26 protein-coding genes are annotated in these 25,170 nt (G+C 62.0%); 14 read left to right on the top strand and 12 right to left on the bottom strand.

Features of this window, described 5'->3' with window-relative positions:
• Positions 1 to 26: 26 nt before the first annotated feature.
• From NL154_RS26655 to NL154_RS26630, 6 genes are read right to left on the bottom strand one after another with little or no spacing between them, the layout of a single operon-like run.
• Positions 27 to 719: an amino acid ABC transporter permease gene (locus tag NL154_RS26655; protein WP_210632658.1), complete on the bottom strand. Its 693-nt coding sequence runs from the start codon at positions 717 to 719 to the stop codon at positions 27 to 29.
• A gap of 18 nt (positions 720 to 737) precedes the next feature.
• Complete coding sequence (locus tag NL154_RS26650; protein ID WP_210632262.1) at positions 738 to 1,445, bottom strand: amino acid ABC transporter permease; 708 nt, start codon at positions 1,443 to 1,445, stop codon at positions 738 to 740.
• 56 nt (positions 1,446 to 1,501) lie between these two features.
• Positions 1,502 to 2,320: an amino acid ABC transporter substrate-binding protein gene (locus tag NL154_RS26645; protein WP_434734373.1), complete on the bottom strand. Its 819-nt coding sequence runs from the start codon at positions 2,318 to 2,320 to the stop codon at positions 1,502 to 1,504.
• A 15-nt stretch (positions 2,321 to 2,335) separates the two neighbouring features.
• Positions 2,336 to 3,076 (bottom strand): amino acid ABC transporter ATP-binding protein, encoded by a 741-nt coding sequence (locus tag NL154_RS26640; protein ID WP_221145007.1) that lies wholly within the window; start codon positions 3,074 to 3,076, stop codon positions 2,336 to 2,338.
• An 8-nt stretch (positions 3,077 to 3,084) separates the two neighbouring features.
• Complete coding sequence (locus NL154_RS26635) at positions 3,085 to 4,560, bottom strand: NAD(P)-binding domain-containing protein (protein ID WP_434734372.1); 1,476 nt, start codon at positions 4,558 to 4,560, stop codon at positions 3,085 to 3,087.
• A complete protein-coding gene (locus NL154_RS26630) occupies positions 4,557 to 5,546 on the bottom strand; it encodes a LysR family transcriptional regulator (protein ID WP_434734532.1) in 990 nt (329 codons plus the stop codon). The genes NL154_RS26635 and NL154_RS26630 overlap by 4 nt, the downstream gene beginning before the upstream one ends.
• Positions 5,547 to 5,709: 163 nt before the next feature.
• Between NL154_RS26630 and NL154_RS26625 the strand changes: the two genes are divergently transcribed.
• Entirely contained in the window at positions 5,710 to 6,192 is a 483-nt protein-coding gene (locus NL154_RS26625; RefSeq protein WP_434734371.1) for a CMD domain-containing protein, read from the top strand.
• Positions 6,189 to 6,764, top strand: coding sequence for a peroxidase-related enzyme (locus NL154_RS26620; protein WP_210632256.1), 576 nt, complete (start codon positions 6,189 to 6,191; stop codon positions 6,762 to 6,764). Before NL154_RS26625 ends, NL154_RS26620 begins: the two co-directional genes overlap by 4 nt.
• A gap of 272 nt (positions 6,765 to 7,036) precedes the next feature.
• Here the strand turns inward: NL154_RS26620 and NL154_RS26615 are convergent, their stop codons facing one another.
• Complete coding sequence (locus NL154_RS26615; RefSeq protein WP_434734531.1) at positions 7,037 to 7,519, bottom strand: Lrp/AsnC family transcriptional regulator; 483 nt, start codon at positions 7,517 to 7,519, stop codon at positions 7,037 to 7,039.
• Between the two features lie 96 nt (positions 7,520 to 7,615).
• On the opposite strand from NL154_RS26615, the gene NL154_RS26610 reads away from it, so the two are divergent.
• The 9 genes from NL154_RS26610 (at position 7,616) to NL154_RS26570 (ending at position 17,406) form a co-directional block, all read left to right on the top strand.
• Complete coding sequence (locus tag NL154_RS26610) at positions 7,616 to 9,115, top strand: aminotransferase class V-fold PLP-dependent enzyme (RefSeq protein ID WP_221145000.1); 1,500 nt, start codon at positions 7,616 to 7,618, stop codon at positions 9,113 to 9,115.
• The gene (locus tag NL154_RS26605) at positions 9,108 to 9,986 is read left to right on the top strand and encodes an MBL fold metallo-hydrolase (RefSeq protein ID WP_221144998.1); all 879 of its coding nucleotides are present in this window, start codon (positions 9,108 to 9,110) and stop codon (positions 9,984 to 9,986) included. Before NL154_RS26610 ends, NL154_RS26605 begins: the two co-directional genes overlap by 8 nt.
• A gap of 78 nt (positions 9,987 to 10,064) precedes the next feature.
• On the top strand, positions 10,065 to 10,844 hold the full coding sequence (locus NL154_RS26600) for a sulfite exporter TauE/SafE family protein (RefSeq protein ID WP_210632252.1): 780 nt from the start codon (positions 10,065 to 10,067) through the stop codon (positions 10,842 to 10,844).
• A 172-nt stretch (positions 10,845 to 11,016) separates the two neighbouring features.
• Positions 11,017 to 12,390, top strand: a complete 1,374-nt coding sequence (locus tag NL154_RS26595; protein ID WP_210632657.1) for a cation diffusion facilitator family transporter — start codon at positions 11,017 to 11,019, stop codon at positions 12,388 to 12,390.
• Between the two features lie 63 nt (positions 12,391 to 12,453).
• A complete protein-coding gene (locus tag NL154_RS26590; RefSeq protein ID WP_405047652.1) occupies positions 12,454 to 12,741 on the top strand; it encodes a metal-sensing transcriptional repressor in 288 nt (95 codons plus the stop codon).
• A 4-nt stretch (positions 12,742 to 12,745) separates the two neighbouring features.
• Positions 12,746 to 13,183, top strand: a complete 438-nt coding sequence (locus NL154_RS26585; protein WP_210632251.1) for a YqaA family protein — start codon at positions 12,746 to 12,748, stop codon at positions 13,181 to 13,183.
• The gene (locus tag NL154_RS26580; protein ID WP_221144995.1) at positions 13,183 to 13,914 is read left to right on the top strand and encodes an ABC transporter permease; all 732 of its coding nucleotides are present in this window, start codon (positions 13,183 to 13,185) and stop codon (positions 13,912 to 13,914) included. Before NL154_RS26585 ends, NL154_RS26580 begins: the two co-directional genes overlap by 1 nt.
• Positions 13,915 to 13,925: 11 nt before the next feature.
• Complete coding sequence (locus tag NL154_RS26575) at positions 13,926 to 14,474, top strand: hypothetical protein (protein ID WP_221144993.1); 549 nt, start codon at positions 13,926 to 13,928, stop codon at positions 14,472 to 14,474.
• A gap of 196 nt (positions 14,475 to 14,670) precedes the next feature.
• Positions 14,671 to 17,406: a response regulator gene (locus tag NL154_RS26570; RefSeq protein ID WP_434734370.1), complete on the top strand. Its 2,736-nt coding sequence runs from the start codon at positions 14,671 to 14,673 to the stop codon at positions 17,404 to 17,406.
• Here the strand turns inward: NL154_RS26570 and NL154_RS26565 are convergent.
• Positions 17,403 to 17,792 carry a hypothetical protein gene (locus NL154_RS26565; protein ID WP_221144989.1) on the bottom strand — a complete coding sequence of 130 codons (390 nt, stop codon included), beginning with the start codon at positions 17,790 to 17,792 and terminating at the stop codon, positions 17,403 to 17,405. The two genes, NL154_RS26570 and NL154_RS26565, sit on opposite strands and share 4 nt — an antisense overlap.
• A gap of 178 nt (positions 17,793 to 17,970) precedes the next feature.
• On the opposite strand from NL154_RS26565, the gene NL154_RS26560 reads away from it, so the two are divergent.
• The 3 genes from NL154_RS26560 (at position 17,971) to NL154_RS26550 (ending at position 19,421) form a co-directional block, all read left to right on the top strand.
• The gene (locus tag NL154_RS26560; protein WP_210632246.1) at positions 17,971 to 18,285 is read left to right on the top strand and encodes a plasmid stabilization protein; all 315 of its coding nucleotides are present in this window, start codon (positions 17,971 to 17,973) and stop codon (positions 18,283 to 18,285) included.
• A 117-nt stretch (positions 18,286 to 18,402) separates the two neighbouring features.
• Complete coding sequence (locus tag NL154_RS26555) at positions 18,403 to 18,693, top strand: DUF3175 domain-containing protein (RefSeq protein ID WP_221144987.1); 291 nt, start codon at positions 18,403 to 18,405, stop codon at positions 18,691 to 18,693.
• Positions 18,694 to 18,695: 2 nt separating this feature from the next.
• Complete coding sequence (locus NL154_RS26550; protein ID WP_221144985.1) at positions 18,696 to 19,421, top strand: glutathione S-transferase; 726 nt, start codon at positions 18,696 to 18,698, stop codon at positions 19,419 to 19,421.
• On the opposite strand, the gene NL154_RS26545 is transcribed toward NL154_RS26550, so the two are convergent.
• The 4 genes from NL154_RS26545 to NL154_RS26530 all read right to left on the bottom strand — a co-directional run bounded on the left by NL154_RS26545 (position 19,404) and on the right by NL154_RS26530 (position 25,046).
• On the bottom strand, positions 19,404 to 20,432 hold the full coding sequence (locus NL154_RS26545) for a DNA topoisomerase IB (RefSeq protein ID WP_210632243.1): 1,029 nt from the start codon (positions 20,430 to 20,432) through the stop codon (positions 19,404 to 19,406). The two genes, NL154_RS26550 and NL154_RS26545, sit on opposite strands and share 18 nt — an antisense overlap.
• Positions 20,433 to 20,447: 15 nt before the next feature.
• On the bottom strand, positions 20,448 to 22,604 hold the full coding sequence (gene glgX, locus NL154_RS26540) for a glycogen debranching protein GlgX (protein ID WP_221144983.1): 2,157 nt from the start codon (positions 22,602 to 22,604) through the stop codon (positions 20,448 to 20,450).
• 103 nt (positions 22,605 to 22,707) lie between these two features.
• Positions 22,708 to 23,502, bottom strand: a complete 795-nt coding sequence (locus NL154_RS26535) for an SDR family NAD(P)-dependent oxidoreductase (RefSeq protein ID WP_210632241.1) — start codon at positions 23,500 to 23,502, stop codon at positions 22,708 to 22,710.
• A gap of 329 nt (positions 23,503 to 23,831) precedes the next feature.
• Positions 23,832 to 25,046 (bottom strand): MFS transporter, encoded by a 1,215-nt coding sequence (locus NL154_RS26530; protein WP_221163716.1) that lies wholly within the window; start codon positions 25,044 to 25,046, stop codon positions 23,832 to 23,834.
• Positions 25,047 to 25,170: the final 124 nt, after the last annotated feature.

Genomic DNA, 25,170 nt, shown 5'->3' with positions numbered 1-25,170 from the left:
CGTCAGCTGCAACGCGCCTATGCCCCTCAGGTTCGTATTCTGAGCGCTCGTTCCGTTCTGTCGGCGATTTGGGTCACGGCATAGGCGATCACCATGTAGATCACCACGGCAACCAGGAAGGCTTCGAGATAGTAGAAGTTCAGCGCCGCGGTCAACTGCGACTGTGCGAAGATGTCGACCACCTCGATGGCGAATCCTAGCGACAGCGCCTTCATGATCACCATGAAGGAGTTGGCGAGATCCGGGATGGCCGCGACGATAACCTGCGGCAGCATGACCCGGCGGAAGAGCTGGCTCTTCTTGTAGCCGAGCGAATAGGCGGCGTCCGCCTGCCCCGTGTCGAACGAGTTCAGCGCGCCCTTGACCACCTCCGCCTGGAAAGCCGCGACGCAGGCCGTCAGGGCGACGATGAGCGTCACCCAGTTCGGCGTCGAGTGACCATTGTACTCCACGCCGACGAGCGAGGTGAGGAACCGCAGCGTCGACGGAAGTCCATAATAGGCAAGGAAGATCACCACCACCATCGGGACGCCCTTGAACGCCACCTTGTAGGCGATCACGAGCTGGCGGAGCACCGGGATCCTCTGATACTCGACCATGGCGAACAAGCTGCCGACGACCGTCGACAGGACGAAGATGGCGAGCGCCATGACAAGCGTCAGCGGCACAGCGCCCAGGATCTCATAAAGGTCGGGGAGAAGAACTTCGCTGTCGAAAATCATGACTTCCTTCCTCGATCAGACGCTGGCCATCAATGGGGCACGGACTGTCTTTTCGCCTGGTACGTACCTGCCGGAGCGGCGCTCGAAGAGCCGAACGGTCGCCCAGGCGATGAGGCAAAGGACCGAGTACAGCACCGCCAGTACGAGGTAGGTCTCGAACTGATACTGGTTGTAGTCCCGCTCCATGACGAGGTGGGCGGTGGCCATGACGTCGGCCGCGCCGATGTACATGACAAGCGCCACGTTGTGGATCAGGTAGATGATCGAGTTTCCATACCCCGGCAGCGCAATATGGACGGCCTGCGGAGCGATGACGCGCAGCAGCTTATGGCGGAAGGTGTAGCCCAAGCTGTCCGCCGCATCGTGCTGGCCTCGCTCGACTGCGAGATAGGCCGGACGCATGACCTCCGAGAGATAGCCGCCATGGTAGAGGCTGAGGCCCAGCATGGCGGCGATCGTCGGCGAGACGAAGTCGCCGATACCGAATAGGCCGACGAGCACGGGGAGCCCGTAGAAGGCGACGAACAACTGAAGGACGACGGGAACGCTGCGCGCATAGGATACGTAGAGGTCGGCCAACTGGCTAATCACAAGGATCCTGCGCACCCGGAACGTCGTCGCGATCAATGCCAGCACGAAGCCGGCGGCCATGGCCGTGAATGTGATCGCAAGCGTCAGCGGCAATGCCGAAAGCAACTCGGGGATCATTATGGAAAGGTCCACTTGGGAACGCTCCTTCTTTCAGTCTTGGGCCTGGTCGCCGGCTTCGACGCCCGGCGTTACTTCATGTACGTGGTGATGTCCTCGCCGAACCATTTCTGCGAGAGCTTGGCGAGCGTGCCGTCGGCCTTGAGCTCCTTCAAAGCCTTGTCGATGCCGTCGGCGAGCGCCTTGTTCTCTTCCGAGCGGTGGATGAGCACGAAGGTATTATTGATCGCGACCGGCTCACTTGCCTGGACATTCAGCTTCTGCTGGTCGATCACGGTCTGCTCGCCGAGATTCGACGGCAGGACGAGCGCGTCATACTTGCCGTTCTCGACCTCCTTCAGGCGATCCGGATAGGGAATGCCGGCGCTCGAAGCCGTGATCTCGATCTTGTGGTCGGGGTTCTGCTCTTGCCATGCGGTCGCGAACTTGTAGATGCCGCCGCCCGCCGTCACCGGCACGATCTTCTTGCCGACGAGATCCTTCATCTCCTTGATGCCGCTGTCCTTGCGGCTGTAGATCTTGATCAGGCTGGCGCCGATCGGCGCTTCCGGAATGAGGAACTGCTTTTCGCGGGCGGGAGCACGGTAGTAGCCGCCGGTTGCGACATCGTACTTGCCGGTCGCGAGGCCCGTCTCCTGCGCGATGTCGGCAGCACCCTCCATCACGAACTGGTACTGCGGCAGCTTGGCGTTGATCGCCTTCAAGACGTCGGGCTCGTAGCCCTGCGGTTCGACGCCGATCGCGCCCCAGGAGAGCGGCTTCGATTCCGCCGCGGTGGCGATCTTGATCGTCCGAACGTCCTCGGCGAAGGACGCGGTTGCGAACGCGATCGCGACGCCTGCTACGGCGAGACCGAGACCACGGCGGGAGATTGAACTCATGGAAGTCATTTCAGGCATCCTTTCTTACTGGATCGCGCGTTCGGAATTGAGAAACTGAGCGAGGCGCGGGTTGGACGGCGTGTCGAAGATTTCGGACGGACTGCCGTCGGCTGCGACGACACCCCGGTCCATGAAGACGATGCGGTTCGAGATGTTTTTGGCGAACTGCATCTCGTGCGTGACGAGAAGCGAGGTGATGCCCGAGGACGTGACATCCTTGATCACCTTGAGAACCTCGTTCACGAGTTCGGGATCGAGCGACGAGGTCGGCTCGTCGAAGAGCATCACGTCCGGTTTGACCGCGAGCGCTCTGGCGATGCCCGTTCTCTGGAGCTGCCCGCCGGAAAGCTGCGACGGGTAGTTGTCGAGCTTGTCGGAAAGCCCCACCCGCTCAAGCTCCTGCAGCGCGATGGCGCGGGCTTCGTCCTTGGCCTTGCCCTGTACGACCATCAGCGGATCCATGACGTTCTGAATAACCGTCATGTTCTTGAAGACGTTGAACTGCTGGAACACCATCGCGGTGCGCAGACGGATCGCCCGAACGGCGGTCTTGTCCGGCCGCGCGAAGTCCATCCTGATATCGTCGAAGGCAATCGTTCCGGATGCCGGCTTCGCTAGATGGTTGATGCACTTCAACAGCGTCGTCTTGCCGGTTCCGCTGGGACCGATGATCGAAACCACGTCACCTCGTTTCACCGAGAGATCGACGCCATTCAGGATCTGCGTGCGACCGTAGGACAGCTTCAGGTTCTTGATCTCAAGCATTTCGGATCTCAGGTCCTTTCGGAAGATAGTTCGGAAAGCGCTTCGGTCTCGGCATCGAACCACTCGTCGCCGAGAAGTTCCGGCGTGTCGAAGGCCCGGAGGTTTGCAAAGTGCTTCTCGCGGTCTTCGACGAAGAGCGATCGGACGACGCCGCGCGCCAGGCGGTCGGCGCCCTCGCTGATTGCAGGGATGTCGCCGGTGAGCTTGCCGTGGCTGAGGGTCGCCGGGAAGTTGAAGCAATGAATCTTCGAGAGAACCGGGCAGGAACCCGGTTCCCTCTCAAGGAACTCGAAAGCCTCGCCAAGATCGGGCGATCCTTCAAGCTCCGCATTCGCCATCCCGGCCGGCGTCGGAAAGCGGTCGCGCCAAAGTCGGATGTGGGGTTCGAAGACGGCCAGTTCCGGCCGATTGGTCAGATCGATCTTGAAGCCGGTCCCGAAAATCAAGAAGTCGAGGGGGTAGCTGGCCTTCGACGTCGTCACGAGGAGCTGGTCGCCGTCCTGCTGCAGGCCGGTGATCGGGCTTTGGAGATGAAGGTGGGCCTGCTCGAAGGAGCTGACGCGCAGCACGCTCGGACGCGGCGGTGGTGTCTGCTGGCTCATGGCGTAGTCGAGGAAGCGCCACTTCCATTCGTCCGGCAGTCCGGCGAAGCCATGGACGACGCCCTGGCTGCCGATGCCGGTGAACTTGTTGATCCGCGGCAGTTCCTTGCGGCGGACGAACATGTCGAGGCGGGCGACACCGGCTTCGAGCGCCGTCGCGGCATTGTCCATCGCCGACGCACCCGCACCGATCACCCCTACTCGCTTGCCGCGCAGCGCTGCGAAGTCGATCGCATCGGCGGTGTGCGCCCAGAACCTGCGATCGATATTTTCGGCGATGTCGGGCACGAAGGGGCCGCCGAGACCGTCGCGGCCGGTTGCGAGAACCACATGGCGGGCGATGATCGTTTCCGTGCGGCCATTCTCGCTGCAGGCGAGGTCGAGCATGCCGTCGTCGCGCGGCAGGATCGCATCGACCGAGACGCCGTTGCGCACCGGCAGCTCGAGCACCTTCCGATACCAGATCAGGTAGTCCATCCACGTCTCGCGCGGCGCCCGGTCGAGTGCCACCCACGCCGCGCTTCCAAAGCGCGCTTCATAATAGGCCCGGAAGGTGAGCGCCGGCAGTCCCATCGCGGGGCCGGTGAGTTGTTTGGGAGATCGAAGGGTACGCATCCGGGCGAAAGTGACCCACGGCCCTTCCTCCCCGGCAGGTGCCTTGTCGAGGGTGACATGGTTGGCGACGCCAAGGCGCTTCAGCATTCCGGAAGCGACGAGGCCTGCCATGCCGCCGCCGATGATGACGACGTCGATGACAGGCTTGCCATCAACTTCACGCGCCGGAACCCAGGCCTTGGCAGGCAGTTCCAGCCAGGCGAGGTCCTGACGCAGACGCGCTTCGAGGGCGTGAAGATTGTCCGGATGTGTGGAGAGGTCGCTCATGCGGGCGCTCCTTCGGGAATTGCCGCCTGCCCGTAAACCGTGTCCGCCAAGGTTTCGATGCCATTCGCCTCCAGCAGGCGGCAGCCGGGCATCTTCAATGCTTCGAGTCGCGCGGCATCGATTACGGCGGCGACGGTCGGTGCGAGCGGCAACGCCGCCGCCGTAATCGCACCGAACAGGAACGGAATGGCCTGGTCGAGCACGCGCCTGACGATGCCATCGAGGGGCACGCCGCAGACGGTCGCGGGCTCGACGATGGCAATGCCAAGTCCTGCGCGCACCAGCGAGAGCGCAGTCAGCGAGGCGTTGACGTCGATGATGCGATCCGGCGCCACCCCTGCCCGTTCCAGCGCCTCGTCGACGCGATGACGAAGCCGATAGGGGTTCGCGAGCGTGATGATGCGACGCTCCGCCAGATCGGCCAGGCGAACGACATCGTTCGCAGCGAGAGGATCGTCGGCGCCGATGGCAATCACGCACGGTGCTTCCGCGATCCAGTGGATGTCAAGACCGGGATGTTCGAGCGGCAGGCTCGATATGCCGAGATCGGCCGACCGGGCGAGAACCGCCTGCACGACGTTTTCGGCGGCGAGCGCCTGGACGTGGAGATGACGCGGGATCAGGTCGGGCGAGACGGCCGCCAAAGCCTCCGGCAAGATTCCTGCAGCCAGGGATGGCGTTGCCGCGATGGTCAAGGTCGCGGGCTCGTCAAGACCGATTGCCTCGGCCCGTTCGCGGATGTGGGTCAGGCTGGCGAGATGACGTTCGACCTCGGCATGGAAGCGCCGTCCGCGCGACGTCGGCTGGATGCGCGGACCGCTTCGGTGGAGGAGCGCATAGCCCAGATCGGCTTCCAGATCCTGGATCTGCCGCGTCACGGCTGGCTGCGAACGGCCGAGCAGCCGGGCTGCGCCGGTGACGCTGCCAGCCGACATCACTGCCGCGAAGGCTTCGAGTTGCCGAATGTCGAACGGGTTTCTATTCATATTCAACATGAACTCCCGCCAGCCATGCTTTTGGAAGCATGGGCTTCCCATAATTTGAGCGGATAGTAGATAATTATTTCGCATGGATTGCAAGCCTTCATGCTATTTTGACATAATGAACAGACCGATCTAATGCTCTCCCGCGAGATGAAAGGAGCCTGCCTTGACGCTCATCCAAACTCTTGCCGCCGTCAGACCCGGTTCGGCCCTTGCCGAAGCCTTGGGAAAGCGGGCGGAGATCCTGCGCCTCAGCGAAGCCGCCCACGACGCAGTCCTTCTTCCGCGTGATCCCGGTGGCCTGTCGTATGGTCTCAGGGCGGCGCTTGCCGCCCGTATGGCCCGTCATAACCACAACGAAAAACTGGCGAAGCACTACGACGAACTGGTGAAACGTGCCGCCGAGGCATCGACAGCGCCGCTCGCTAAGCCGGGTACTAGCGCAACCGATGAACGCATCGCAGAGATCGTCCGCCATGCGGACCGACTGACGGTCGCGCCGCAGGAAGCGACCCGCGACCACATAGAAGGATTGCGCCGTGCGGGAACGACCGACGCCGACATCGTCCGGCTGTCGGAGCTTGCGGCCTTCGTAAATTATCAGGTTCGAGTCATCGCAGGGCTGGCGCTGATCGGAGGAAGACAATGAGCGAAGTCGTCCACACCTTCACCACCCAGGTTCCGCGCTGGCAGCCTTACGTCATTCCAGTCGATCTTGAAACTGCGACCGCCGAGCAGCGGGAGGCAATGCAGGTCACGCCCTCCAACAAGGGCATCTCCCCCTACGTCCTGACGCTTGCGCACGACCCGGAATCCCTCGCTGTCCGCTCACCCCTGTTCAACCTGATCATGTACGGGAAGGACGGGCTTTCACCGGGAGAACGCGAACTAGGCGCCACTGCTGCTTCCGTCGTCAATCGCTGCGTCTACTGCGCCGCCGTCCATGCCTCCCGGTTCATCAGCCATACCAAGCGGACTGACGTGATCGACGCCATTTTCGCCGATGGGCTCGACGCCGAACTCGATGAGCACCTTCAAACCATCTTCGATTTCTCCGCCCATCTGTCGATGACGCCGCCGAAAGCAACGCAAGCTGACGCGCAGGCGCTGACGGACGTCGGTCTTTCCGAGCTTGAGGCCCTGGACCTCGTGCTGTCGTCCGCCATATTCGGCTGGGCGAACCGCCTGATGCATACGCTCGGCGAACCAGTCAAGGACTAGGTGCTTTGGCAGGCAGAAGTTCCACATCGCGTCCCGGTCTGGAGTTGATCCGTCGCGCCCGGAGCTGATTCGCATAAGTTAGAAAACTGAGCTGTCTGACGGTTGAAGCTTCTTGAACCGCTGCCTATCGAATTGAGGTCGTCGCAGCCCACGACGACTTCGCGCCGGCGCGACGGAGCAGTGTGGCCGCCGGCATTCATACCTGGCCCCGGAATTAGGCGGAGGTTTGAATGCCACGCCGCTGGGGGTGCACCGCGGATTCGGCGTAGGCGTCACCGCATGCGCATCAGGTCCACAGCGCGATTGCTGATGATTGCTTCCATCGAAAAATAGCCGGTCACTGTCGCAAGATCGAAGTTTGTTATCAGCTTCTGGTAGAAAGCATCATAGCCCGACATTCCTTTGGTGATGACCTTGATCAGGTAGTCCCAGTCGCCGCCTATTCGGTAGAAATCGACGACTTCCGGCATCCGGTCGACGTGCTTGCGAAAATCTTCCGACCATTCCTTTGAGTGATGGCGAGTTCGGATCATGACGATCACCGTGAGATCAAAACCGAGCGCTTCGAAATCGATGGAGGCGCGCGATCCTTTGATGATGCCTGTCGCATAAAGGCGCTGAAGCCGGCGCCAGCAAGCATTCTGCGACAGTCCGACCTGCTCGGCCAAGTCACGTTGAGAAAGCGAAGAATCCCGCTGCGCGCACGTCAGAATCCTCAGATCAATTTCGTCGATTTTCAAATTACTATCGATCATACGACCCAATCTTATCCCATTCATCCAAAAAATTGGTGAAGTTTTCAACGGTGATGCAGATTAGAATCGTTGTCAAACCCTTCGCGGAGGATGACGATGCACGAGCTGGCGGCGCACTATCCATCAAAAGAACTCTCCACTGTTCTCGGCAAGTTCAAGAGTGATCTCAACCGAGATGACCCCATCGGCAGGTTCAGGGCGGGGCTGATAGGCTCAAAGGCGAAGGTCGACGGCCCGTTCGGCCCCAGGGATCTCGTCTATGCCGACTATGTGGCTTCGGGACGCGCCCTCAGACAGATCGAAGAATTCATCCTCGAAGACGTCCTTCCCTACTACGCGAACAGCCATACCGAGGCGTCCTATTGCGGAGGGATGATGACCCGGCTTCGACGGGAAGCCCGCTCAATCATTGGAGAGCTCTGCGGTGCCGATCGACAGCATGCCGTCATTTTTGCGGGATCCGGCGCGACGGCGGGCCTCAATCGCCTGGTGAACCTGCTGGGCGTCACCGATGCGATCGCGGCCGGCAAAAGCGTGCGCGTCATCCTCGGCCCATATGAACACCACTCGAACATCCTGCCTTGGCGCGAGAGCGGAGCGGAGGTCATCGAAATTGTCGAGGGCAACGACGGTGGCCCCGATCCGGTCATGTTGCAGAAGGGCCTTGAGAACACCCCAGCAGATTTGACCATTTGCTCGTTCTCTGCCGCATCGAACGTCACTGGCATCCTGACCGACGTCACGGCGCTCACGAAGATTGCAAAGGCTGCAGGCGCCAAAGTGGTCTGGGACTACGCGGGGGCCGGACCATACGTACCGATTGCGATGACTCCCGACCATGGTGCCGAAATCGACGCCATCGTCGTGTCACCCCACAAGTTCCTGGGCGGCCCAGGGGCTTCCGGCGTATTGGTCGTGCGGCACGACGCGGTGGTGGCGAGCAGGCCATCCTGGTCCGGTGGCGGCACGGTCAAATTCGTTTCACCCACGGGTCACGATTACAGCGACAGCCTGGAGTCTCGGGAGGAAGCGGGAACGCCCAACGTCATCGGCGACATCCGTGCGGCGCTCGCCTTCCTGGTCAAGGATGCGATCGGACTCGATGCAATCAAGCGGCTGAATGACGAATACACGCGGCGCGCCTTCACCGCGTGGAAGGACGTTTCGGAGATCGAACTGCTTGGCTCCACCTCTATTGCACGCTTGCCGATCTTTTCGTTTCGCGTGCGCGATGGCAAGGGCAGCTACATCCACCAGCAATTGGTCACCCGCATGCTCAGCGACCGGTTTGGCATTCAGGCCCGTGGCGGCTGCGCCTGCGCTGGTCCTTACGTGCATCGGCTGCTTTCGATAGACGCCCGGACGTCGCAGCGCATGCGGCAGGCGATCTTGGCTGGCAACGAAATCGAGAAGCCCGGATTCACGCGGCTCAACTTGAGCGTCCTGGCATCGGACGAAACGGTTGCCTTCATCCTGGATTCGGTCGCGCAACTCGCGCGGGATGCATCGGCCTATGTCGGGCAATACACCTTCGATCCGGCGCGCGCGATTTTCTCACCGGTCGCGTCCGGTCGACAGGAGGCGGCCTGTGCGTAGACCTGATGTCGCCGCCTTCTTCGACCCGCGTACCTTCTCGATTCAATACGTGGTCAGCGATCCGCAAACCAGGGCCTGTGCGATCATCGACCCGGTTCTCGACTTCGATGAGAAGTCAGGATCGACGACGACCCACAACGCCGAGATGCTGTTGGGTCACATTCGGGACCAGGACCTGCGCCTGCACTGGATCCTCGACACGCATCCGCATGCCGATCACCTTTCGGCCGCCGCCTATCTGAAGGAGGTGACCGGCGCGCCAACGGCGATCGGGAGCCGCATCACGGATGTTCAGAAAATCTGGTCGAAGATCTACAACCGGCCTGATCTTCCCGTCGACGGCAGCCAGTGGGATCGGCTCTTCTTCGATGGAGACACCTTCTCTGTTGGGAACATCGAGGTCGGCGTCATGTATTCGCCCGGCCACACCCTTGCCTCGATCACCTACACAGCGGGCGACGCCGTGTTCGTTCATGACACTGTCTTCATGCCGGACAGCGGCACTGCCCGCGCGGATTTTCCAGGCGGTAGCGCCAGGTCACTCTGGTTGAGCATTCAGAACATCCTGACATTACCCGGCGATACGCGCCTCTTTGTGGGACATGACTATCAGCCCGGCGGCCGGCAACCACTCTGGGAAAGCACAGTAGAACGTCAGAGGGCGGAAAACATCCATGTTGCGCGATGTGCTTGCGCCGATGCGTTCGTCAACCTTCGGGAGGCGCGTGATCGGACGCTGCCAATGCCGAAGCTCATACTTCACGCGCTGCAAGTCAACATCAACGGCGGCCGGCTACCGGAACCCGAAGGAAACGGCCTTCGCTACCTCAAGCTCCCGATGGGTGCCTTTCAAGGTTCCGTCTGGTCCTGAGCAACCCGATCGCTGTTCTCGGCGATACGGCACCTCGTCCGCTTACTGAACATTCTATGCTCGAGCAGGATCCTGAAAATGGCGCTAGATCTTTTTCAATATGGCATGGGGACCCTCAGCGGCGCCTTGGTTGGCTTCACCCTCGCCCTTTTGGGCGGCGGAGGCTCCATCCTTGCAGTTCCGCTTCTTGTGCATGCCGTAGGGCTGACCGACGCCCATACCGCCATTGCCACCAGCGCCGTTGCCGTTGCTTCGAATGCGTTGATCAGCCTGGTCATGCACGCGCGCCGAGGAACGGTGATATGGCGGTATGCGGGACTTTACTGCGCGACTGGGACCGTCGGGGCGCTGCTCGGAGCATCGATCGGAAAGATGCTCGATGGGAAGCATCTACTTTTGTATTTCTCGGGGCTGATGATCGCCATCGCCATCTTGATGCTGCGTCGAATAAGCGTCGCCAGCGAAGATACCTGTATCTTCGAACCTCGGAACACCACCAAGGTTCTTGCGATCGGTGGTGGAAGCGGCGTCGTCTCCGGTTTTTTCGGAATCGGCGGCGGCTTCCTGATCGTCCCCGGCCTGGTGTTTTCCACCGGAATGCCGACGATCAATGCGGTGTCGACCTCTTTGGTCGCGATCGTGGCGTTCGGTTCGACTACGGCTGCCACCTATTCCATCTCAGGTCTCGTCGACTGGCCGCTCGCCGCGGTCTTCATCGCGGGAGGCGCGTTTGGCGCCGTCCTCGGCTGCAAGCTTGTGCACCGCCTTAGGCCCTATCAATCTGCGCTCAACAGTGTTTTTGCGGGCGCCATTCTCACGTTCGGCATCGCCATGGCGTGGAGCACCCTCCTCGGATAGGTCGCCGTTAGCCCCGGTCAATGTGCTTGTGCTTCCACATTCCCTTCAGATTGCCGAGCAGCGGCTTGCCGGCACCTGCATGTAACGGTTTAACGAGTCGGCTCCCGGCGTTCGAGCTTGCCCTATCCTCTCCAGGGGGATAGGAATGGCGGTTTCGAACCTGGAGCAGGCAATGCTTTCGACTATCAAGGAATTGTTCGATTTCGGCCAGGCGGGCCAGGCGCATTCGCACGTCCACGGCGCGCATGGGCACTCGCACGGTGAGGGCGGACACGGCCACACGCACGGCGTCGTCGACCCGAGCATCGCCTCCTCCGAGCGCGGCATCTGGGCCATCAAATGGTCCTTCGTCATTCTGGCGATCACCGCAGCGCTGCAGCTGGTCGTCGTCTTCTATTCGGGCAGCGTTGCGCTCCTTGCGGACACCATCCACAATGTCGGCGACGCCGCGACGGCCATTCCGCTGTGGATCGCCTTTTCGCTCGTCCGTCGGGCGCCGACGAAGACTTTCAACTACGGTCTCGGCCGCGTCGAGGAGTACGCCGGCCTCGTTATCGTTCTCATCATTCTCTTCAGCGCGCTCGTCGCCGGCTACGAAGCGATCGACCGCCTCTTGAATCCGCAGCCGATTACACAGCTCGCCGCGGTCGCAATCGCGGGCGTCGTCGGCTTCGTCGGTAATGAGGCAGTCGCGGTGTTCCGCATCCGGGTGGGCCGCGAGATGAACAGCGCAGCGCTGATTGCCGACGGTTACCATGCGCGCACCGACGGCCTGACAAGTCTTGCGGTCGTGCTCGGCGCGATCGGCGTCTGGCTTGGCTTCCCGCTCGCCGACCCCATTGTCGGCCTCATGATTACGCTGGCGATCTTCGGCATCGTCTGGCAGTCCGCGAGGGCCATCGTCACCCGTAGCCTGGATGGCGTCGAACCGGGGATCACGGACGATATCCGCCATGCAGCCGAACGCATCAGAGGTATCGACGAGATCATCGACGTAAAGGCCCGCTGGCTTGGCCATAAGCTCTTCACCGACGTGGTCATCGCCGTCGATCGGTCGAAGACCGTTTCGGAGGCGAACGCCATCGCGACCGCCCTGCGCCGCGAGTTGCAGGGACATCTGCCCTCGCTTGGAAACGCCACAATCCAGTTCGACGACGGCGGCGCGACCCCGGCTTCGGCTTCCGCGGCGCACGAGCATCAGCCGGCACATGCCGCACCTGACCATCATCACGCGCCCGCTCCGTTCACGGTGAGTTCCCGATTGGCGACCGGACTGCTGGAGATCGTCGACACGCCGGACGGCGAGCGCCTACGCCTTTCGATCTCGAAGCACGTCAAGGGACTCGAGGCCGTGGTGGAGATCGCCCGCGATGGCAGTGTCGAACGGCTGCCGCTTCTTCCTTCGCCGACCGATCATCATGCTTTGGTAAGCGCCGTCGCCCCGGCCGAACCGCACGAGTTCGACGCCATGCTGAAGCTGATGGCGGGCGTCGAGATCGACGACCTTCCCTTCCGGATGGAAGAGCCGGAAGGCCATCATCACTGACTTGTCCCGGGGGCGGTCGCCGGCGTAAGGTCGAGCCGCCTTCCCCTCGGAAGGATCGAGAACATGGACACGATGAGCGAACCGCACACCCACGCCACCCATCCGGAGATCGTCAAACGCCTGAAGCGGGCCGAAGGCCACCTCCGAAGCGTCATCGCGATGATCGAGGGCGGCAAGCCGTGCCTCGACATCGCGCAACAGCTTTCCGCCGTCGAGAAGGCCATCGTCAACGCCAAGCGCACGCTGATCCAGGACCATCTCGACCATTGCCTCGAAGACACCGTCGGCGCCCTCCCCCGCGATAAGCGGCAGTCGATCGACGAGTTCAAGACGATCACGAAATATCTTTGACTGCATGGCCGACCTGCTGGCCTATCTGGGATTGTTCGCGACCGCCTTCGGGGCTGCGACGATCATGCCGATGCAGTCGGAAGCCGTTCTGGTCGGCCTCCTCCTGTCCGAGAAGTTCCCTGTCTTCTGGTTGCTCGTCGTTGCCAGTCTCGGCAATGTTCTCGGTGCACTGGCGAACTGGCTGCTCGGCCGCGGCATCGAACGCTTTCGGGAGAAACGGTGGTTTCCAGTGGGACCGACGGCCCTCGACCGGGCGCAGCTATGGTATCGTCGCTTCGGCAAATGGTCGCTGCTCGCAAGCTGGCTGCCAATCGTCGGCGACCCGATTACGGTCGTGGCCGGTCTCTTGCGGGAGCCCCTGCCGACCTTCCTGCTGTTGGTGACCGTCGCCAAAGTGGGGCGATATCTGGTGCTTGCAGCAGTGACAACGGGGCTGGCCTGATGTTTCAGCAGATCATCGACATCCAGCGGGAAATCTACCTGACCTTTGCCGGCCATATAAAGGACTTCGCCGCGGGCAGTGGCTGGGCATCGTTTCTGGCCTTCCTGCCGATGGGCGTCGTCTTCGGGGCCGTTCATGCGATGACCCCCGGCCACAGCAAATCGGTGCTCGCCACCTATCTGGCGGGCTCGTCCGCAAAAGCGCATCGGGCGCTCTTCGTGTCGCTCGCGCTGTCTTTCACCCATGTCACGATGGCCGTGGTGATCGCGCTGCTCGCCCTTCCCCTGATATCGCCCTCATTCGTCGACGCCGGGTCGTCGCCGGCACTCGAGGTCGTCAGTCGCGGGCTGCTGGGCGTCATCGGTCTCTGGATGGTGCTGACCGCGCTCCTCCGGCATAGCCACTCGCACGCTCAGGGTGAAGGCCTGCTGATGGGATTTGCCGCCGGCCTCGTGCCATGCCCGCTTACCTTGTTCGTGATGACTTTCGCGATGATCCACCAGGTCGTCGTCACCGGCCTGCTGTTCGCCGCCACGATGATGATGGGCGTCGCTCTGACCTTGTCCGCGGTCGCCCTGCTCGCAGTGGTCTTCCGGAACAGGATCTCCTATCTGATGAGAAGGCATCCGCAATTGCTTGCCTCCGTCTCGCGCGCGACGTCCGGTGTGGCTGGCCTCGTGCTCGTCGCCGTCGCCGCGGTCGAGATAGCGAACTGGCTGAACGCGCGATGAGGATCAGAGCGATGCGAAGACTTCAGACTATACTCGTCTCGGCGGCGATTGCATTCGGGCCTCTCGCCGACGCCCTGGCCGACGATGCTCTGTCTTCGTTCGACCGCTTTGCCGACCGCTGCCTGGACCGCGGGCCGCAGTATGATCGCGCGGCCGCTCTCGCGCACCGAAACAAGTGGCCGGCGCTTGCTGCCGACATGGTGTTGAGCATTCTGCCTCTTTCGGAGCCCGTGGCATTCGACGGCTGGATCACCGGGGCGGGCAGCGCCGCGCCCTTCGAGGCCCTGGTCGTTGGAAGGGCTACGGTCGGCGAGAAGGCTGTCGAGAGCTGCACGATGGCCTTCGCCGGTACCGATGCCGAGGGCTTCGAGCGCAGTCTGGTTTCGACGAGAGCGGCAAAACCGTCCGGCGAGCAGAACGGTGAAGGACGTATTCGGAAGTTCTTCACGATCGAGCGCGACGGGTTGAAAGAGGCGGTGACGCTCGATCTTCCCATCTACCCGAACGGTAGCGACGAGGTGCTCGCGAGCGTCGTCGCCGAGCAGCAAACCGAGCACTGAACCTGTCCCGATGACAAAGCACTGAACACCGATATTTCAACCGGACCCTTTCCCTGCCATTGCAAGCCTCTATGTTGACGGTTGGACGAGCTGAACCCCTACGGTGCGCACCTTTTCAGGCGCGCAAGAGATGCTGTAGAACGTTGAATTTCTGCCGTTCACACCGGCGCGGCGGGCGACAGGGAAGCGGTTTTGAATGGGAAGCGTCGGCAACGGCTGGCCGAGAGGCGGCGGCAAAATCGGCGAATTGTTGCGGCATCCGGCCTTTGACGCCGTCGGTCTCGGACCGGTCGAAAGCTGGCCTGCTTCTCTCAAGCATATCGCCGAAATGGTGTTGAATTCGCGCCAGCCGAAATTCGTCGCCTGGGGTCCGGATCTCGCCTTTCTTTACAATGATGCCTATGTGCCTGTTTTCCCCGACCGGCATCCTGCCGCACTCGGAAGACCCTTTCGCGAGGTTTGGGCGGATATCTGGGAACAGTTCTCGCCGATCGTCGCCAGCACGCTCGAAGGCAGGCCGCAGCTCTTCAAAGAGCTGCTCATCCCGATGCGCCGGGACGGCCGCACCGAGGATACCTGGTTCACCTTCTCCTATACGCCGCTGCGCGACGATGACGGCACCATCGCCGGCATCCTCTGCGCGACCCTCGACGTCACCGACCAGGTAGCCGCCAAGCGCGGCGAGAAGCTGGCGTTGGAAGAACTGCGCGCCAAATCGGAGGCGCTTGCAGTCGTCAACCAGGCAGGCGCCGCTATCACCATCGAGCCCGATGTCGAACGTCTCACCCAGATTGTTGTCGATGCCGGCGTGACGCTGACGGGCGCCGAATTCGGCGCCTTCTTCTACAATGTCGATGACGGCGAGGGCGGCAGCTACATGCTTTACGCGCTCTCCGGCGTCGACCGGAAGAACTTCGAGAAATTCCCGATGCCACGCAATACAAAAGTCTTCGAGCCGACCTTCAGCGGCGAAGGCATCATGCGCTCCGACGACATCCAGCTCGACCGGCGCTACGGCCAGAATCCGCCGCATTCCGGCATGCCGACGGGGCATCTGCCGGTCAGGAGCTATCTCGCCGTGCCGGTGAAATCGCGCGACGGCAGCGTCATCGGCGGCTTGTTCTTCGGCCACGGCGAACCCGGCCGCTTCTCTCAAGCGGCCGAGGCGAGCCTCGTCAGCCTCGCCGGCCAATCGGCCGTCGCGATCGACAATATCCGGCTGTTCCGCGCCGCCAAAATCGAAATCGACCAGCGTCGCCACATGGAAGATCAGCTGCGCAAACTCAACGAACTGCTCGAGGTCCGGGTCGCGGCCGAGATCGCCGATCGCCAACAGGCCGAAGCAGCGCTCCAGCAGTCGCAGAAGATGGAATCGATCGGCAAGCTCACCGGCGGCGTTGCCCATGACTTCAACAATCTGCTGCAGGTGATCTCGGGCAATCTGCAGCTTCTCGGCAAGGACGTGGCGGAGAACGGCCGGGCCAGGGAGCGCATCGCGAATGCGCTCGCTGCCGTCGAACGCGGGTCGCGGCTGGCAAGCCAGCTGCTCGCTTTCGGCCGCCGCCAGCCGCTGGAGCCGAAGGTCGTCAATATCGGCCGCCTGGTCACCGGCATGGACGACATGCTGCGTCGCGCGCTCGGCGAGGAAATCGAAGTCGAGACCATCGTTTCCGGCGGTCTCTGGAGCACCTTCGCCGATCCGGCCCAGATCGAAAACGCCCTGCTCAACCTCGCGATAAACTCGCGCGACGCGATGGATGGCGTCGGCAAGCTGACGATCGAGGTCGGCAACGCCTTCCTTGACGATTCCTACAGTCGCAGCCATCCTGAGGTGAAGGCCGGCCAGTATGTCGTGCTCGCCATCACCGATACCGGCTCCGGCATGACGCAAGAGGTGATGGAGCAGGCCTTCGAGCCGTTCTTCTCGACGAAACCGGAAGGCAAAGGCACCGGTCTCGGCCTGTCGATGGTCTACGGCTTCGTCAAACAATCCGGCGGCCATGTGAAGATCTACAGCGAGATCGGCGAAGGCACGACCGTCAAACTCTACCTCGCCCGCTCGTTCCGCAGCGAGGATCGCGCCCTGGCGGCCGACACCATGCCGGCGACCGGCGGAACCGAAACCATTCTTGTCGCCGAGGACGAGGAGGGCGTTCGCGCCACGGTCGTCGAGATGCTCTCGGACCTCGGCTATTACGTGCTGAAGGCGAAGGATGCGCACAGCGCCCTCACCGTCATCGAGAGCGGCGCCCATATCGACCTGCTCTTTACCGACGTCGTCATGCCCGGCCCCTTGCGGAGCCCGGAGCTTGCGCGCATGGCGCGACAGCGCCTGCCCGACATCGCCGTGCTCTACACCTCGGGCTATACCGAAAACTCGATCGTCCATGGCGGCAGGCTCGATCCGGGCCTGGAGCTGCTCTCCAAGCCCTATACGCGCGAGGAGCTCGCCCGCAAGATCCGCCAGGTGCTCGCCAACCGGCCGCAACGCCACCAGGTGGAGGCCAATGCGCCGGTGTCCAATGCAAAGCAACCTGATCCAAAGGTTTCCGGCACGGCCGGCAAGCTGAGGCTGCTGCTCGTGGAAGACGACGCATTCATTCGGATGGATACCGCAGCAATCCTGCAGGACCTCGGCTACGACGTCATCGAGGCCGACAGCGGCGAACAGGGCGTTGATATCCTCGGCCACACGCTCCTCGACGTCATCGTCGTCGACGTCGGCCTGCCCGGCATGTCGGGCTCGGCCTTCGCCGCCAAGGCGCGGGAGGCCTTTCCGTCCATCGGCCTGGTCTTCGCCACAGGCGACAGCGACCCGCCGGACGCCGATCGCTTCTTCGGCTCGGTGCTGCTGACGAAACCCTACACCAGCGCCGCACTCGATCGGGCGGTCAAGAGCGCCGCCCAGCTTTCCCAAGCTGAACCGCTCTAACCCGCACCGTCGAATTCGGGATATTTGCGCATCAGGTCGACCTCGCTGGTGCAGCTGTCGTCGCGGGCCGTCAATACGATCGAGATCGTGTCGCCAGGATCGAGGCGGCCGCCGTCATGATGATCGTCATCGTGATGGCTGCCGCCATCGTGATGATTGGCACCATCGTGATAGACGGGAATCCGGGCGCCGCTCTGGCTGACAAGCACGGCATCCCTGTTGAAACCCCTCTGCAGCAGCCAGTCGCGCGGCGCCATCAGGCGGATATCGACCTCGTAGGAATGCCCCTTCCCTTCCTTGACGCTGACGGTGTAGGTGACCGGCGATACCTGGCCGTTCACGTCGATCGCGCCGTTTCCATCGGCTTTGACGATGTGTTTTTCCATGTTCTCGGTTCCTTGCCGCATGCAGGCTTTAAGCAGGCTCACACATCGGAAACCTGAGAAAACCGGCTTTTGTTCCGAAATCTGGGACAATGACCCTAGAGGGAACTTTTACCCTCGGCACCGGTTGGTTTCTCTTACAAACCGCGTTCGAGCGCTTTGCAAACCACAGGAGGCGAAGATGCCGCGAGGAGACAAATCCGACTATACCGACAAGCAGAAACGCAAGGCCGAACACATCGAGGAGAGCTACGAGGAGCGCGGCGTCTCCGAAAAGGAGGCCGAACGGCGCGCCTGGGCGACCGTCAACAAGGAAAGCGGCGGCGGCAACAAATCGGGTTCCGGCCGCGGCAAGAAGGATACGCATGAATCCTCTGAAAAAGGCGGCCGGGCTGGCGGCGCTGCATCCGCGGCACGCTCGAAGGAGGAACGGTCCGCTTCCGCCAAGAAGGCGGCCGCGACACGCAAGCGCAACGAGCACCATAGCCACCACTAAGCATGTGCCGAAGGGTGTGAGCGGTTTCGGGCGCCGTCATGCTCCAACTCTGTAATCGATAAGGGAAACGGCAAGCGTCAGTCTATCGCCAGCCCGTCCGGCAAAGGGGTTTTCGTCATGGCCAAATCGAAGAAGAAATGGTCCCAGAACGTTACCGAGCACAGCAACGCTATGGACCTCAAGGAAGGCGCGTTCAAATCGGACGATCCGAAGAAGATTGCCCGGTCGATCAAGCATTCCGCCGAGGAGAGCGATCGCCGCAAGTCCAGCCCGTTTCGCGCTGCCATGTCGATGCTGACCTTCTACATCAACCGCGCCGGCGAGCAGCTGTCGAAAAAGCGGCGCGACACCCTTGAAAAGGCCAAGGACGAACTGCGAAAAGACTTCGGTCGTCAACCGAGGCATTGAGCATGGCATATGAGCTTTATTATTGGGACGGCATTCAAGGCCGCGGCGAATTCGTGCGGTTGGCACTGGAAGCAGCCGGCGCCGACTATGTCGACGTCACGCGTCAGCCCGGCCGGGGAACAGGCGCCATGCTTGAGATCATGAAGAGCGAAGGCGAGCCGCACATCCCCTTCGCTCCGCCCTTCCTGAAGGACGGCGACCTCCTCATCCCGCATGTCGCCAACATCCTGTTTTACCTCGGGCCGAAGCTCGGCCTTGCGCCGGAGGACGAAAGCCTTCGCTATGTCGCCAACGGCCTGCAGCTCACCATCACCGATTTCGTCGCCGAAGCGCACGATACGCACCACCCGATCGACCTGTCTCTTTATTACGAAGACCAGAAGCAGGAAGCCAAAACCCGTTCGGCCGCCTTCACCCGCGATCGCATTCCAAAATTCCTCGGTTATTTCGAGCGTGTCCTGAAGCGCAATCCAGAAGGCGCCGATCATATGATCGGCAACGCTCTCACCTATGTCGACCTCTCGGTCTTTCAGGTGATCGAGGGTCTCACCTATGCCTTTCCCAAAGCCATGGCGAAGCGCAATGCGGAGTACCCTGCTCTCCTTGCCCTGCACGATGCGGTGGCGAAGCGGCCGAACATCGCCCGTTATCTCGCCTCCCCTCGCCGCCTCGCCTTCAATGAGGATGGAATTTTCAGGCACTATCCCGAGCTAGACGCCGAAAGCTGAAGAGTTCAGTTCAGTCTCGCGTATGAGGAAATCAAGCAGCCTGTTTTCCTCGGCGCGCAAGCCCCGCAGCGGTTCGTTGCCGCCTTCGATCAAAGCATGGCCATTGCCGGCGAGGCCGATGATGGCCGGATGGATGTAGCTCGAGCGTGAGATCGCCGGTGTATTGTGCAACGCCTCGGCCGCAGCCTCCGACATTTCCTTCACCGTCGGCCGCCCGCCGCCGACGATCCTTTCGCGGGCGACCCCGAAGGCCGCCAGCGATCCGGCCCAGGTGCGGAACGTCTTGGCGGAGATCGGAATCCCCGATATTTCGGCCAGGTAGGCATTCAGCCGGCCAGAATCGACCGGTTTCAGCGCGCCGCTTTCATCCTTCCAGACGAAGAGCTGGCGGCCGGGAAGGTCGGAAATTTCTTCCAGGATTTTCTGTAGCCTCGGATGCTTGAGGCTGCGCTGCACGCGCTTGCCCCCCTTGGCCCGGAACTTGAGCTCGATCCGCCCGTCGACGATTTTCAGATGGCGCTTCAATAGGGTCGTCGCGCCATAAGTGCCGTTCTCCCTGACATAGGCCTGGTTGCCGACCCGCAGATGCGCCTCGTCGAGCAGTGTCGTCAGAGCCGCCAGTACGCCGTTGACATCCTCGGCACCGGTGTCGAGATGCCGCAGCACGGTGCGGCGGATCTTCGGCAATGCCTGACCGAATTCAATCAGCTGGTAGAACTTCCCGGCGCTGCGGAACGATTGCCAGTCCTTGTGATAGCGGTATTGTTTGCGCCCGCGCGCATCGATGCCGGTCGCCTGCAGATGACCGTTCTCGTAGAGACAGATCCAGACGTTCTCGTAGGCGGGCGGCAGGCCGAGCGCACCGATGCGCGCCCGCTGCGATTCATCGGAAAGCGTCGTACCGTCAGGCATCACATAGCTGAAGCCCTTGCCTTTCCTTCGCCTGCGGATGCCCGGTTCGGTATCGCTGACATAGATCAGGCCAAGTTCGGTAATGGTTTCGGCATTCATGCTGATGGCGACCCGCTATTTGTCACGGCGGCCGAACTGAAACCACCGGCGGCGCTGGGCCTTGGTCGCCCCTTCCGGCGGTTGCGTCTGGCCTGTCGGCGCAAAGACGGCCAAGCTCTGGGTGTAGACCATGACAGGATTGGCCTCGTCGTGTACCTCGAAGGCGCCGGTCTCCGCCCCGGTGTCGAGAACCCGTGACCACTGCGTCAGTCCGTTCACCTCAGGCAGATGAACTTCGCAATCACCGCCGGCATTGAAGACGAGGAAGAGGTCGTCCATCTTCTCGGTATCGAGTGCATGCGCGCTCTTCGAGAAGTAGACGCCGAGTACCTGCAGTCCGTCGTCGTTCCAGGCTCCGTCGTCCATGAAACTGCCGTCGGGTTTGTACCAGGCGATCTCGATACGCCCGTCTTCACTGGTCTCCCCCGTCAGGAACCGCTCCTGGCGCAGGACGGGATGAGCCTTGCGGAAGGCAACGGCCTGCCGACAAAAATCGAGGAAGGGGTCGTCCAGCCCGTCCCAGCTCGTCCAGCCGATCTCGTTGTCCTGGCAATAGGCGTTGTTGTTGCCGCCCTGGCTGTTGCCGAGCTCGTCGCCGGCCAAAATCATCGGCACGCCCTGTGACAGCATCAGCGTCGCCATCATGTTGCGCCGTCGGCGTGCGCGTGCCGCGTTTATCTCGAGATCATCGGTCGCACCCTCGACCCCCATATTGTCGGAATGATTGTCGGAATGCCCGTCGCGGTTATCCTCGCCGTTTGCCTCGTTGTGCTTGCCGTCGAAGGACACCGTATCCATCAGCGTGAAGCCATCATGGGCAGACAAAAGATTGATCGAGGAGGTCGCGCCCCGATCGGAATGATTGAATTGCGGCGCCGAACCGGTGATGCGCGCCGCCAGCTCCGACACCATGCCGCCGTCGCCCTTCCAGAAACGGCGCACGTCATCGCGGAACTTGTCGTTCCACTCGCGGAAGGGATGTGGGAAACCGCCGACCTGATAACCGCCCGCGCCAATATCCCAGGGTTCGGCGATCAGCTTGACGCCGGCAAGGATCGGATCCTGACGGATGGCGCCGAAGAACAGGCCCTGACGGTCGAATTCCAGATCCTGTCGGCCGAGCGTGCTGGCAAGATCGAAACGGAAGCCGTCGATATGCATGACGCCGACCCAATAGCGCAGGCTGTCGAGCACCATGCGCATCACCATCGGATTGGCGACATTCAGCGTGTTGCCGGTCCCCGTCGTATCGAAAGTGTGGCGGGGATCGTCGGGAGAGAGGATGTAATAGCTCGCATTGTCGAGCCCACGGAAGGAGAGCGTCGGCCCTTTCTCGCTGCCTTCGGCCGTATGGTTGTAGACCACGTCCATGATGACCTCGATGCCGGCCGCATGGAACCTCTTCACCATGGTCTTGATTTCGGTGATCTTGTCACTTGAGAGATAGCGCGCCTGCGGCGCGAAGAAGCCGAGCGTCTGATAACCCCAATAATTCCTCAGATTCTTTTCGAGGAGATAGCGGTCGTCGAGGAAATACTGGATCGGCAGCAGCTCGATCGCCGAGACGCCAAGTCCGACGAGATGATCGATGATCGGATCGCTGCACATGCCGAGAAAGGTGCCGCGCAGCCGGTCCGGCACTTTCGGATGCGTCATCGTCAGGCCGCGCACATGCGCCTCGTAGATGATCGTATCCGGCCACGGCCGCCGGATCGCCTCTTCGCCTGCCCAGTCGAAGTCGGGATCCTGGACGACGCCCTTGACCATGAAGGGCGCGCTGTCGCGGTCGTCGAAGGAAAGATCGTCCTCGCCGATCCGATAGCCGAAGAGTGCATCGTGCCATTGCAATTCGCCCGTCACCTGCTTGGCATAGGGGTCGAGCAGCAGCTTGTTCGGATTAAAGCGATGGCCGGCACCCGGATCATAGGGGCCATGGGCGCGATAGCCATAGACGGTGCCCGGTCCGATACCGGCTATATAGCCCGACCAGATGTCGCCCTCGCGTTTGGGCAAGGGCAGCCGGGCGATCTCATCTTTTCCGTCAGGGGAAAACAGGCAGAGCTCGATCTGTTGCGCATGCGCCGAGAAGACGGCGAAATGAGTACCGGAACCCGTATACTCCGCCCCCAGCTCCGGCTTGAGGAAGTCGAGTTCCGAAAAGGAAAAGCTCATGGCGCCCCGCTTGATGAAAAGACCAAGCGGGAAACGTGAAGGTGGTTCGAAAGTTCCGTAGCCCTAGGCAAAAGCGGACGCTGTCGTTTGCCGATCGAAGCGTTTACGGCATCAGTTGGCCGCCGTTGACCTCGATGACCTGGCCGGTGATGTAGCCCGAAAGTGTTGGCGAAGCGAGGAAGAGATAGGCCCCGACGCAATCCTCCGATGTGCCGACGAAGCCCATCGGAATCGATTTGCGTTGCAACTCCATCTGCTCGTCATTGGTATAGCGCTCGTGGAAGGGCGTGGCGATCACGCCCGGCGCCACCGCGTTGACGCGGATCCTGTCGGCGACGAACTCCTTGGCATGGCCGCGGGTGATGGTCGAGACGAAGCCCTTGGAGGCGGCGTAGAGGACCGCGCCATTGCCGCCGCCGTTGCGGGCTGCGATCGAGGTGGTGTTGATGATGAAGCCGCCCTGCTTTTTCAGCCAGGGATGGGCCGCGCGCGTCGCCGCCAGCACCGAGCGGGCGTTGAGGTCCATCACCGCGGCATAATGGGCGTCGGTATATTCGGAGGTTGGCTTGCGCCCCAGCATGCCGCCGGCATTGTTGATCAGCCCGTCGAGATGGCCGAAGGTCTTCGCCGTCTCCTCGACGACACGCTCGGTCTCGCCTTCCCTCGACACGTCGCCCTGGATCAGATGCACCGTACCGCCGGCGGCTCGGATTTCCTCGGCGAGCTTCTCGGCCGGTTCACGGCTGGCGTTGTAATGCACCCCGACCTTGCAGCCTTGAGCCGCAAAGGCGCGGGCGAGCGCCGCGCCGATCCCGGTCGAGGCGCCGGTGATCAGCACGGCCTTGCCGGCGAGATCCGGCAGATTGATGGATGCGAGCAATTGAGCAAGTTCTGTCATGGCCAAGAAGCCTCCCGAAAACCAAGGACATAGGTGATGAAACAGATGGGGGAAGTCTATCAGCCGAGATCGGGGAAGGGCAATGCACGAAAGCCGGAGATTTGCGTCCTGGAAGATGTCATGGCTGGCCGGTTCTGGCCAAAGACCCCTCCCCACAAGGGAAGGGACCAAAGTGCCGCAACCGCGTACCATTTCACCGTTTCATCTGCAGAAAAGTTTCGCTGTTTGGCCCCATACAGCGAGAGCTTAGCCCCTCCCCCTTATCGGGAGGGATTGGGGAGGGTTCTTTCTTGAGACTGGTCTTGCAGACTTCCTTGATTGGAGACTCCTCAAGACGACACACCGAAAACCGCCTCCTGCTCCCGCCGGACAAGCGGCGGAAATGCCAGCGCGATTGCCGCAGCCCCGAGCCCAACCATCGCAGAACCAATGAACAGCCAGGAATAATTAGCGAACGTATCGAAGATCCAGCCGCCGATCAGAGGGCCGAAGGCCATGCCGAGGCTGGAGAGCATGGTCGCCGCGCCCAGCACGGTGCCGATGATGCGCTGGCCGAAATATTCCCGCGCCAGCACCGCATAGAGCGGCATTACGCCGCCATAGGCACTGCCGAAGACGATGGCGAGCGCATAGAACTCCGTCAGCTCGCTGACCAGGAGATAGGTCGCGAGCGCGGCCGCCTGCACGAGGAGGCCGGCGACCAGGACCGGCTTCACTCCGAGCCTGTCGGCGAGGCTGCCATAGAGCAGCCGGCCGCCGAGGCCCGCCAGGCCTTCGACACTGTAGATGCTGACGGCCGCCATCGGCGCGACGCCGCAGATCGTCGCATAGTTGACCATGTGGAAGATCGGCCCGGAGTGGGCCGCACAGCAGGCAAAGAAGGTGAGGCCGAGCACGATGAATTGCGGCGACCGGAAGACTTTCGACAGCTGCGGCCGAGCGCCCGCCGCGGCAAACTCCGTGCCGGCATCGACGCTCTCGGCAGGCGGGCGCCTGACCAGCAGCGCGGCCGGCACCAGCAGCACCCAGGTGGCAATGCCGATGATCAACATGGCGGGGCGCCATTCATAGGCCGAGATCAGCCAGCGGGCGAAGGGCGAGATGGTCATCGGCGCCACCCCCATGCCGGCTGATACGAGTGACACGGCAAGACCGCGGTTGACGTCGAACCAGGCGGTGGTCGCAGCGATCATCGGCGCGAAAAAGGCGCTGGCGGCCAGTCCGACCAGGATGCCATAGGTCAGCTGGAATTCGATGAGCGTTGCGGTGCGGCTGGCGAGCACCAGCGCCAGGCCGAGCAACACCGAGCCGACCAGCACGACGAGGCGCGGCCCGAAACGGTCGCTTGCCGCCCCCCAGAGGAAACCGCCGAGACCCATGACGAGGAAATTCAGCGTCATGGCGCTGGCAATCCCGACATGCGACCAGCCGGTCGCGGTGGCGATCGGCTCCTGGAAAATCGCCAGCGAGAACATTGCGCCGATGGCGACGCACGACATCAGGGCGCCGACTGCGACGATGACCCAACGATAGGAAACACTCATGGCTTCATACCTCCATGCCGACAGAGTGATCGCGGCGCGTGCAGCCGGTCCGCCGGTTCCGCGCCTTGCGATTAAAGACGTTTGAACCGCTGCGATTTCGACAGCGCGCTTACATCTTTTTTCC

The organism is Rhizobium sp. YTUHZ044 (assembly GCF_051123975.1).
Lineage (GTDB): Bacteria > Pseudomonadota > Alphaproteobacteria > Rhizobiales > Rhizobiaceae > Rhizobium.
The sequence above is the reverse complement of the archived record's forward strand: the minus strand, read 5'-3'. Positions and strand labels throughout refer to the sequence as shown.

Bases quoted from the DNA above. Each gene is read 5' to 3' on its own strand.
- NL154_RS26630 (WP_434734532.1), bottom strand. From the start codon at position 5,546: ATGAATAGAAACCCGTTCGACATTCGGCAACTCGAAGCCTTCGCGGCA.
- NL154_RS26640 (WP_221145007.1), bottom strand. From the start codon at position 3,076: ATGCTTGAGATCAAGAACCTGAAGCTGTCCTACGGTCGCACGCAGATC.
- NL154_RS26555 (WP_221144987.1), top strand. From the start codon at position 18,403: ATGGCCAAATCGAAGAAGAAATGGTCCCAGAACGTTACCGAGCACAGC.
- NL154_RS26635 (WP_434734372.1), bottom strand. From the start codon at position 4,560: ATGAGCGACCTCTCCACACATCCGGACAATCTTCACGCCCTCGAAGCG.
- NL154_RS26535 (WP_210632241.1), bottom strand. From the start codon at position 23,502: ATGACAGAACTTGCTCAATTGCTCGCATCCATCAATCTGCCGGATCTC.
- NL154_RS26590 (WP_405047652.1), top strand. From the start codon at position 12,454: ATGGACACGATGAGCGAACCGCACACCCACGCCACCCATCCGGAGATC.
- NL154_RS26560 (WP_210632246.1), top strand. From the start codon at position 17,971: ATGCCGCGAGGAGACAAATCCGACTATACCGACAAGCAGAAACGCAAG.
- NL154_RS26585 (WP_210632251.1), top strand. From the start codon at position 12,746: ATGGCCGACCTGCTGGCCTATCTGGGATTGTTCGCGACCGCCTTCGGG.
- NL154_RS26565 (WP_221144989.1), bottom strand. From the start codon at position 17,792: ATGGAAAAACACATCGTCAAAGCCGATGGAAACGGCGCGATCGACGTG.
- NL154_RS26570 (WP_434734370.1), top strand. From the start codon at position 14,671: ATGGGAAGCGTCGGCAACGGCTGGCCGAGAGGCGGCGGCAAAATCGGC.
- NL154_RS26620 (WP_210632256.1), top strand. From the start codon at position 6,189: ATGAGCGAAGTCGTCCACACCTTCACCACCCAGGTTCCGCGCTGGCAG.
- NL154_RS26530 (WP_221163716.1), bottom strand. From the start codon at position 25,046: ATGAGTGTTTCCTATCGTTGGGTCATCGTCGCAGTCGGCGCCCTGATG.
- NL154_RS26580 (WP_221144995.1), top strand. From the start codon at position 13,183: ATGTTTCAGCAGATCATCGACATCCAGCGGGAAATCTACCTGACCTTT.
- NL154_RS26595 (WP_210632657.1), top strand. From the start codon at position 11,017: ATGCTTTCGACTATCAAGGAATTGTTCGATTTCGGCCAGGCGGGCCAG.
- NL154_RS26615 (WP_434734531.1), bottom strand. From the start codon at position 7,519: ATGATCGATAGTAATTTGAAAATCGACGAAATTGATCTGAGGATTCTG.
- NL154_RS26645 (WP_434734373.1), bottom strand. From the start codon at position 2,320: ATGACTTCCATGAGTTCAATCTCCCGCCGTGGTCTCGGTCTCGCCGTA.
- glgX (WP_221144983.1), bottom strand. From the start codon at position 22,604: ATGAGCTTTTCCTTTTCGGAACTCGACTTCCTCAAGCCGGAGCTGGGG.
- NL154_RS26575 (WP_221144993.1), top strand. From the start codon at position 13,926: ATGCGAAGACTTCAGACTATACTCGTCTCGGCGGCGATTGCATTCGGG.
- NL154_RS26545 (WP_210632243.1), bottom strand. From the start codon at position 20,432: ATGAATGCCGAAACCATTACCGAACTTGGCCTGATCTATGTCAGCGAT.
- NL154_RS26600 (WP_210632252.1), top strand. From the start codon at position 10,065: ATGGCGCTAGATCTTTTTCAATATGGCATGGGGACCCTCAGCGGCGCC.
- NL154_RS26610 (WP_221145000.1), top strand. From the start codon at position 7,616: ATGCACGAGCTGGCGGCGCACTATCCATCAAAAGAACTCTCCACTGTT.
- NL154_RS26550 (WP_221144985.1), top strand. From the start codon at position 18,696: ATGGCATATGAGCTTTATTATTGGGACGGCATTCAAGGCCGCGGCGAA.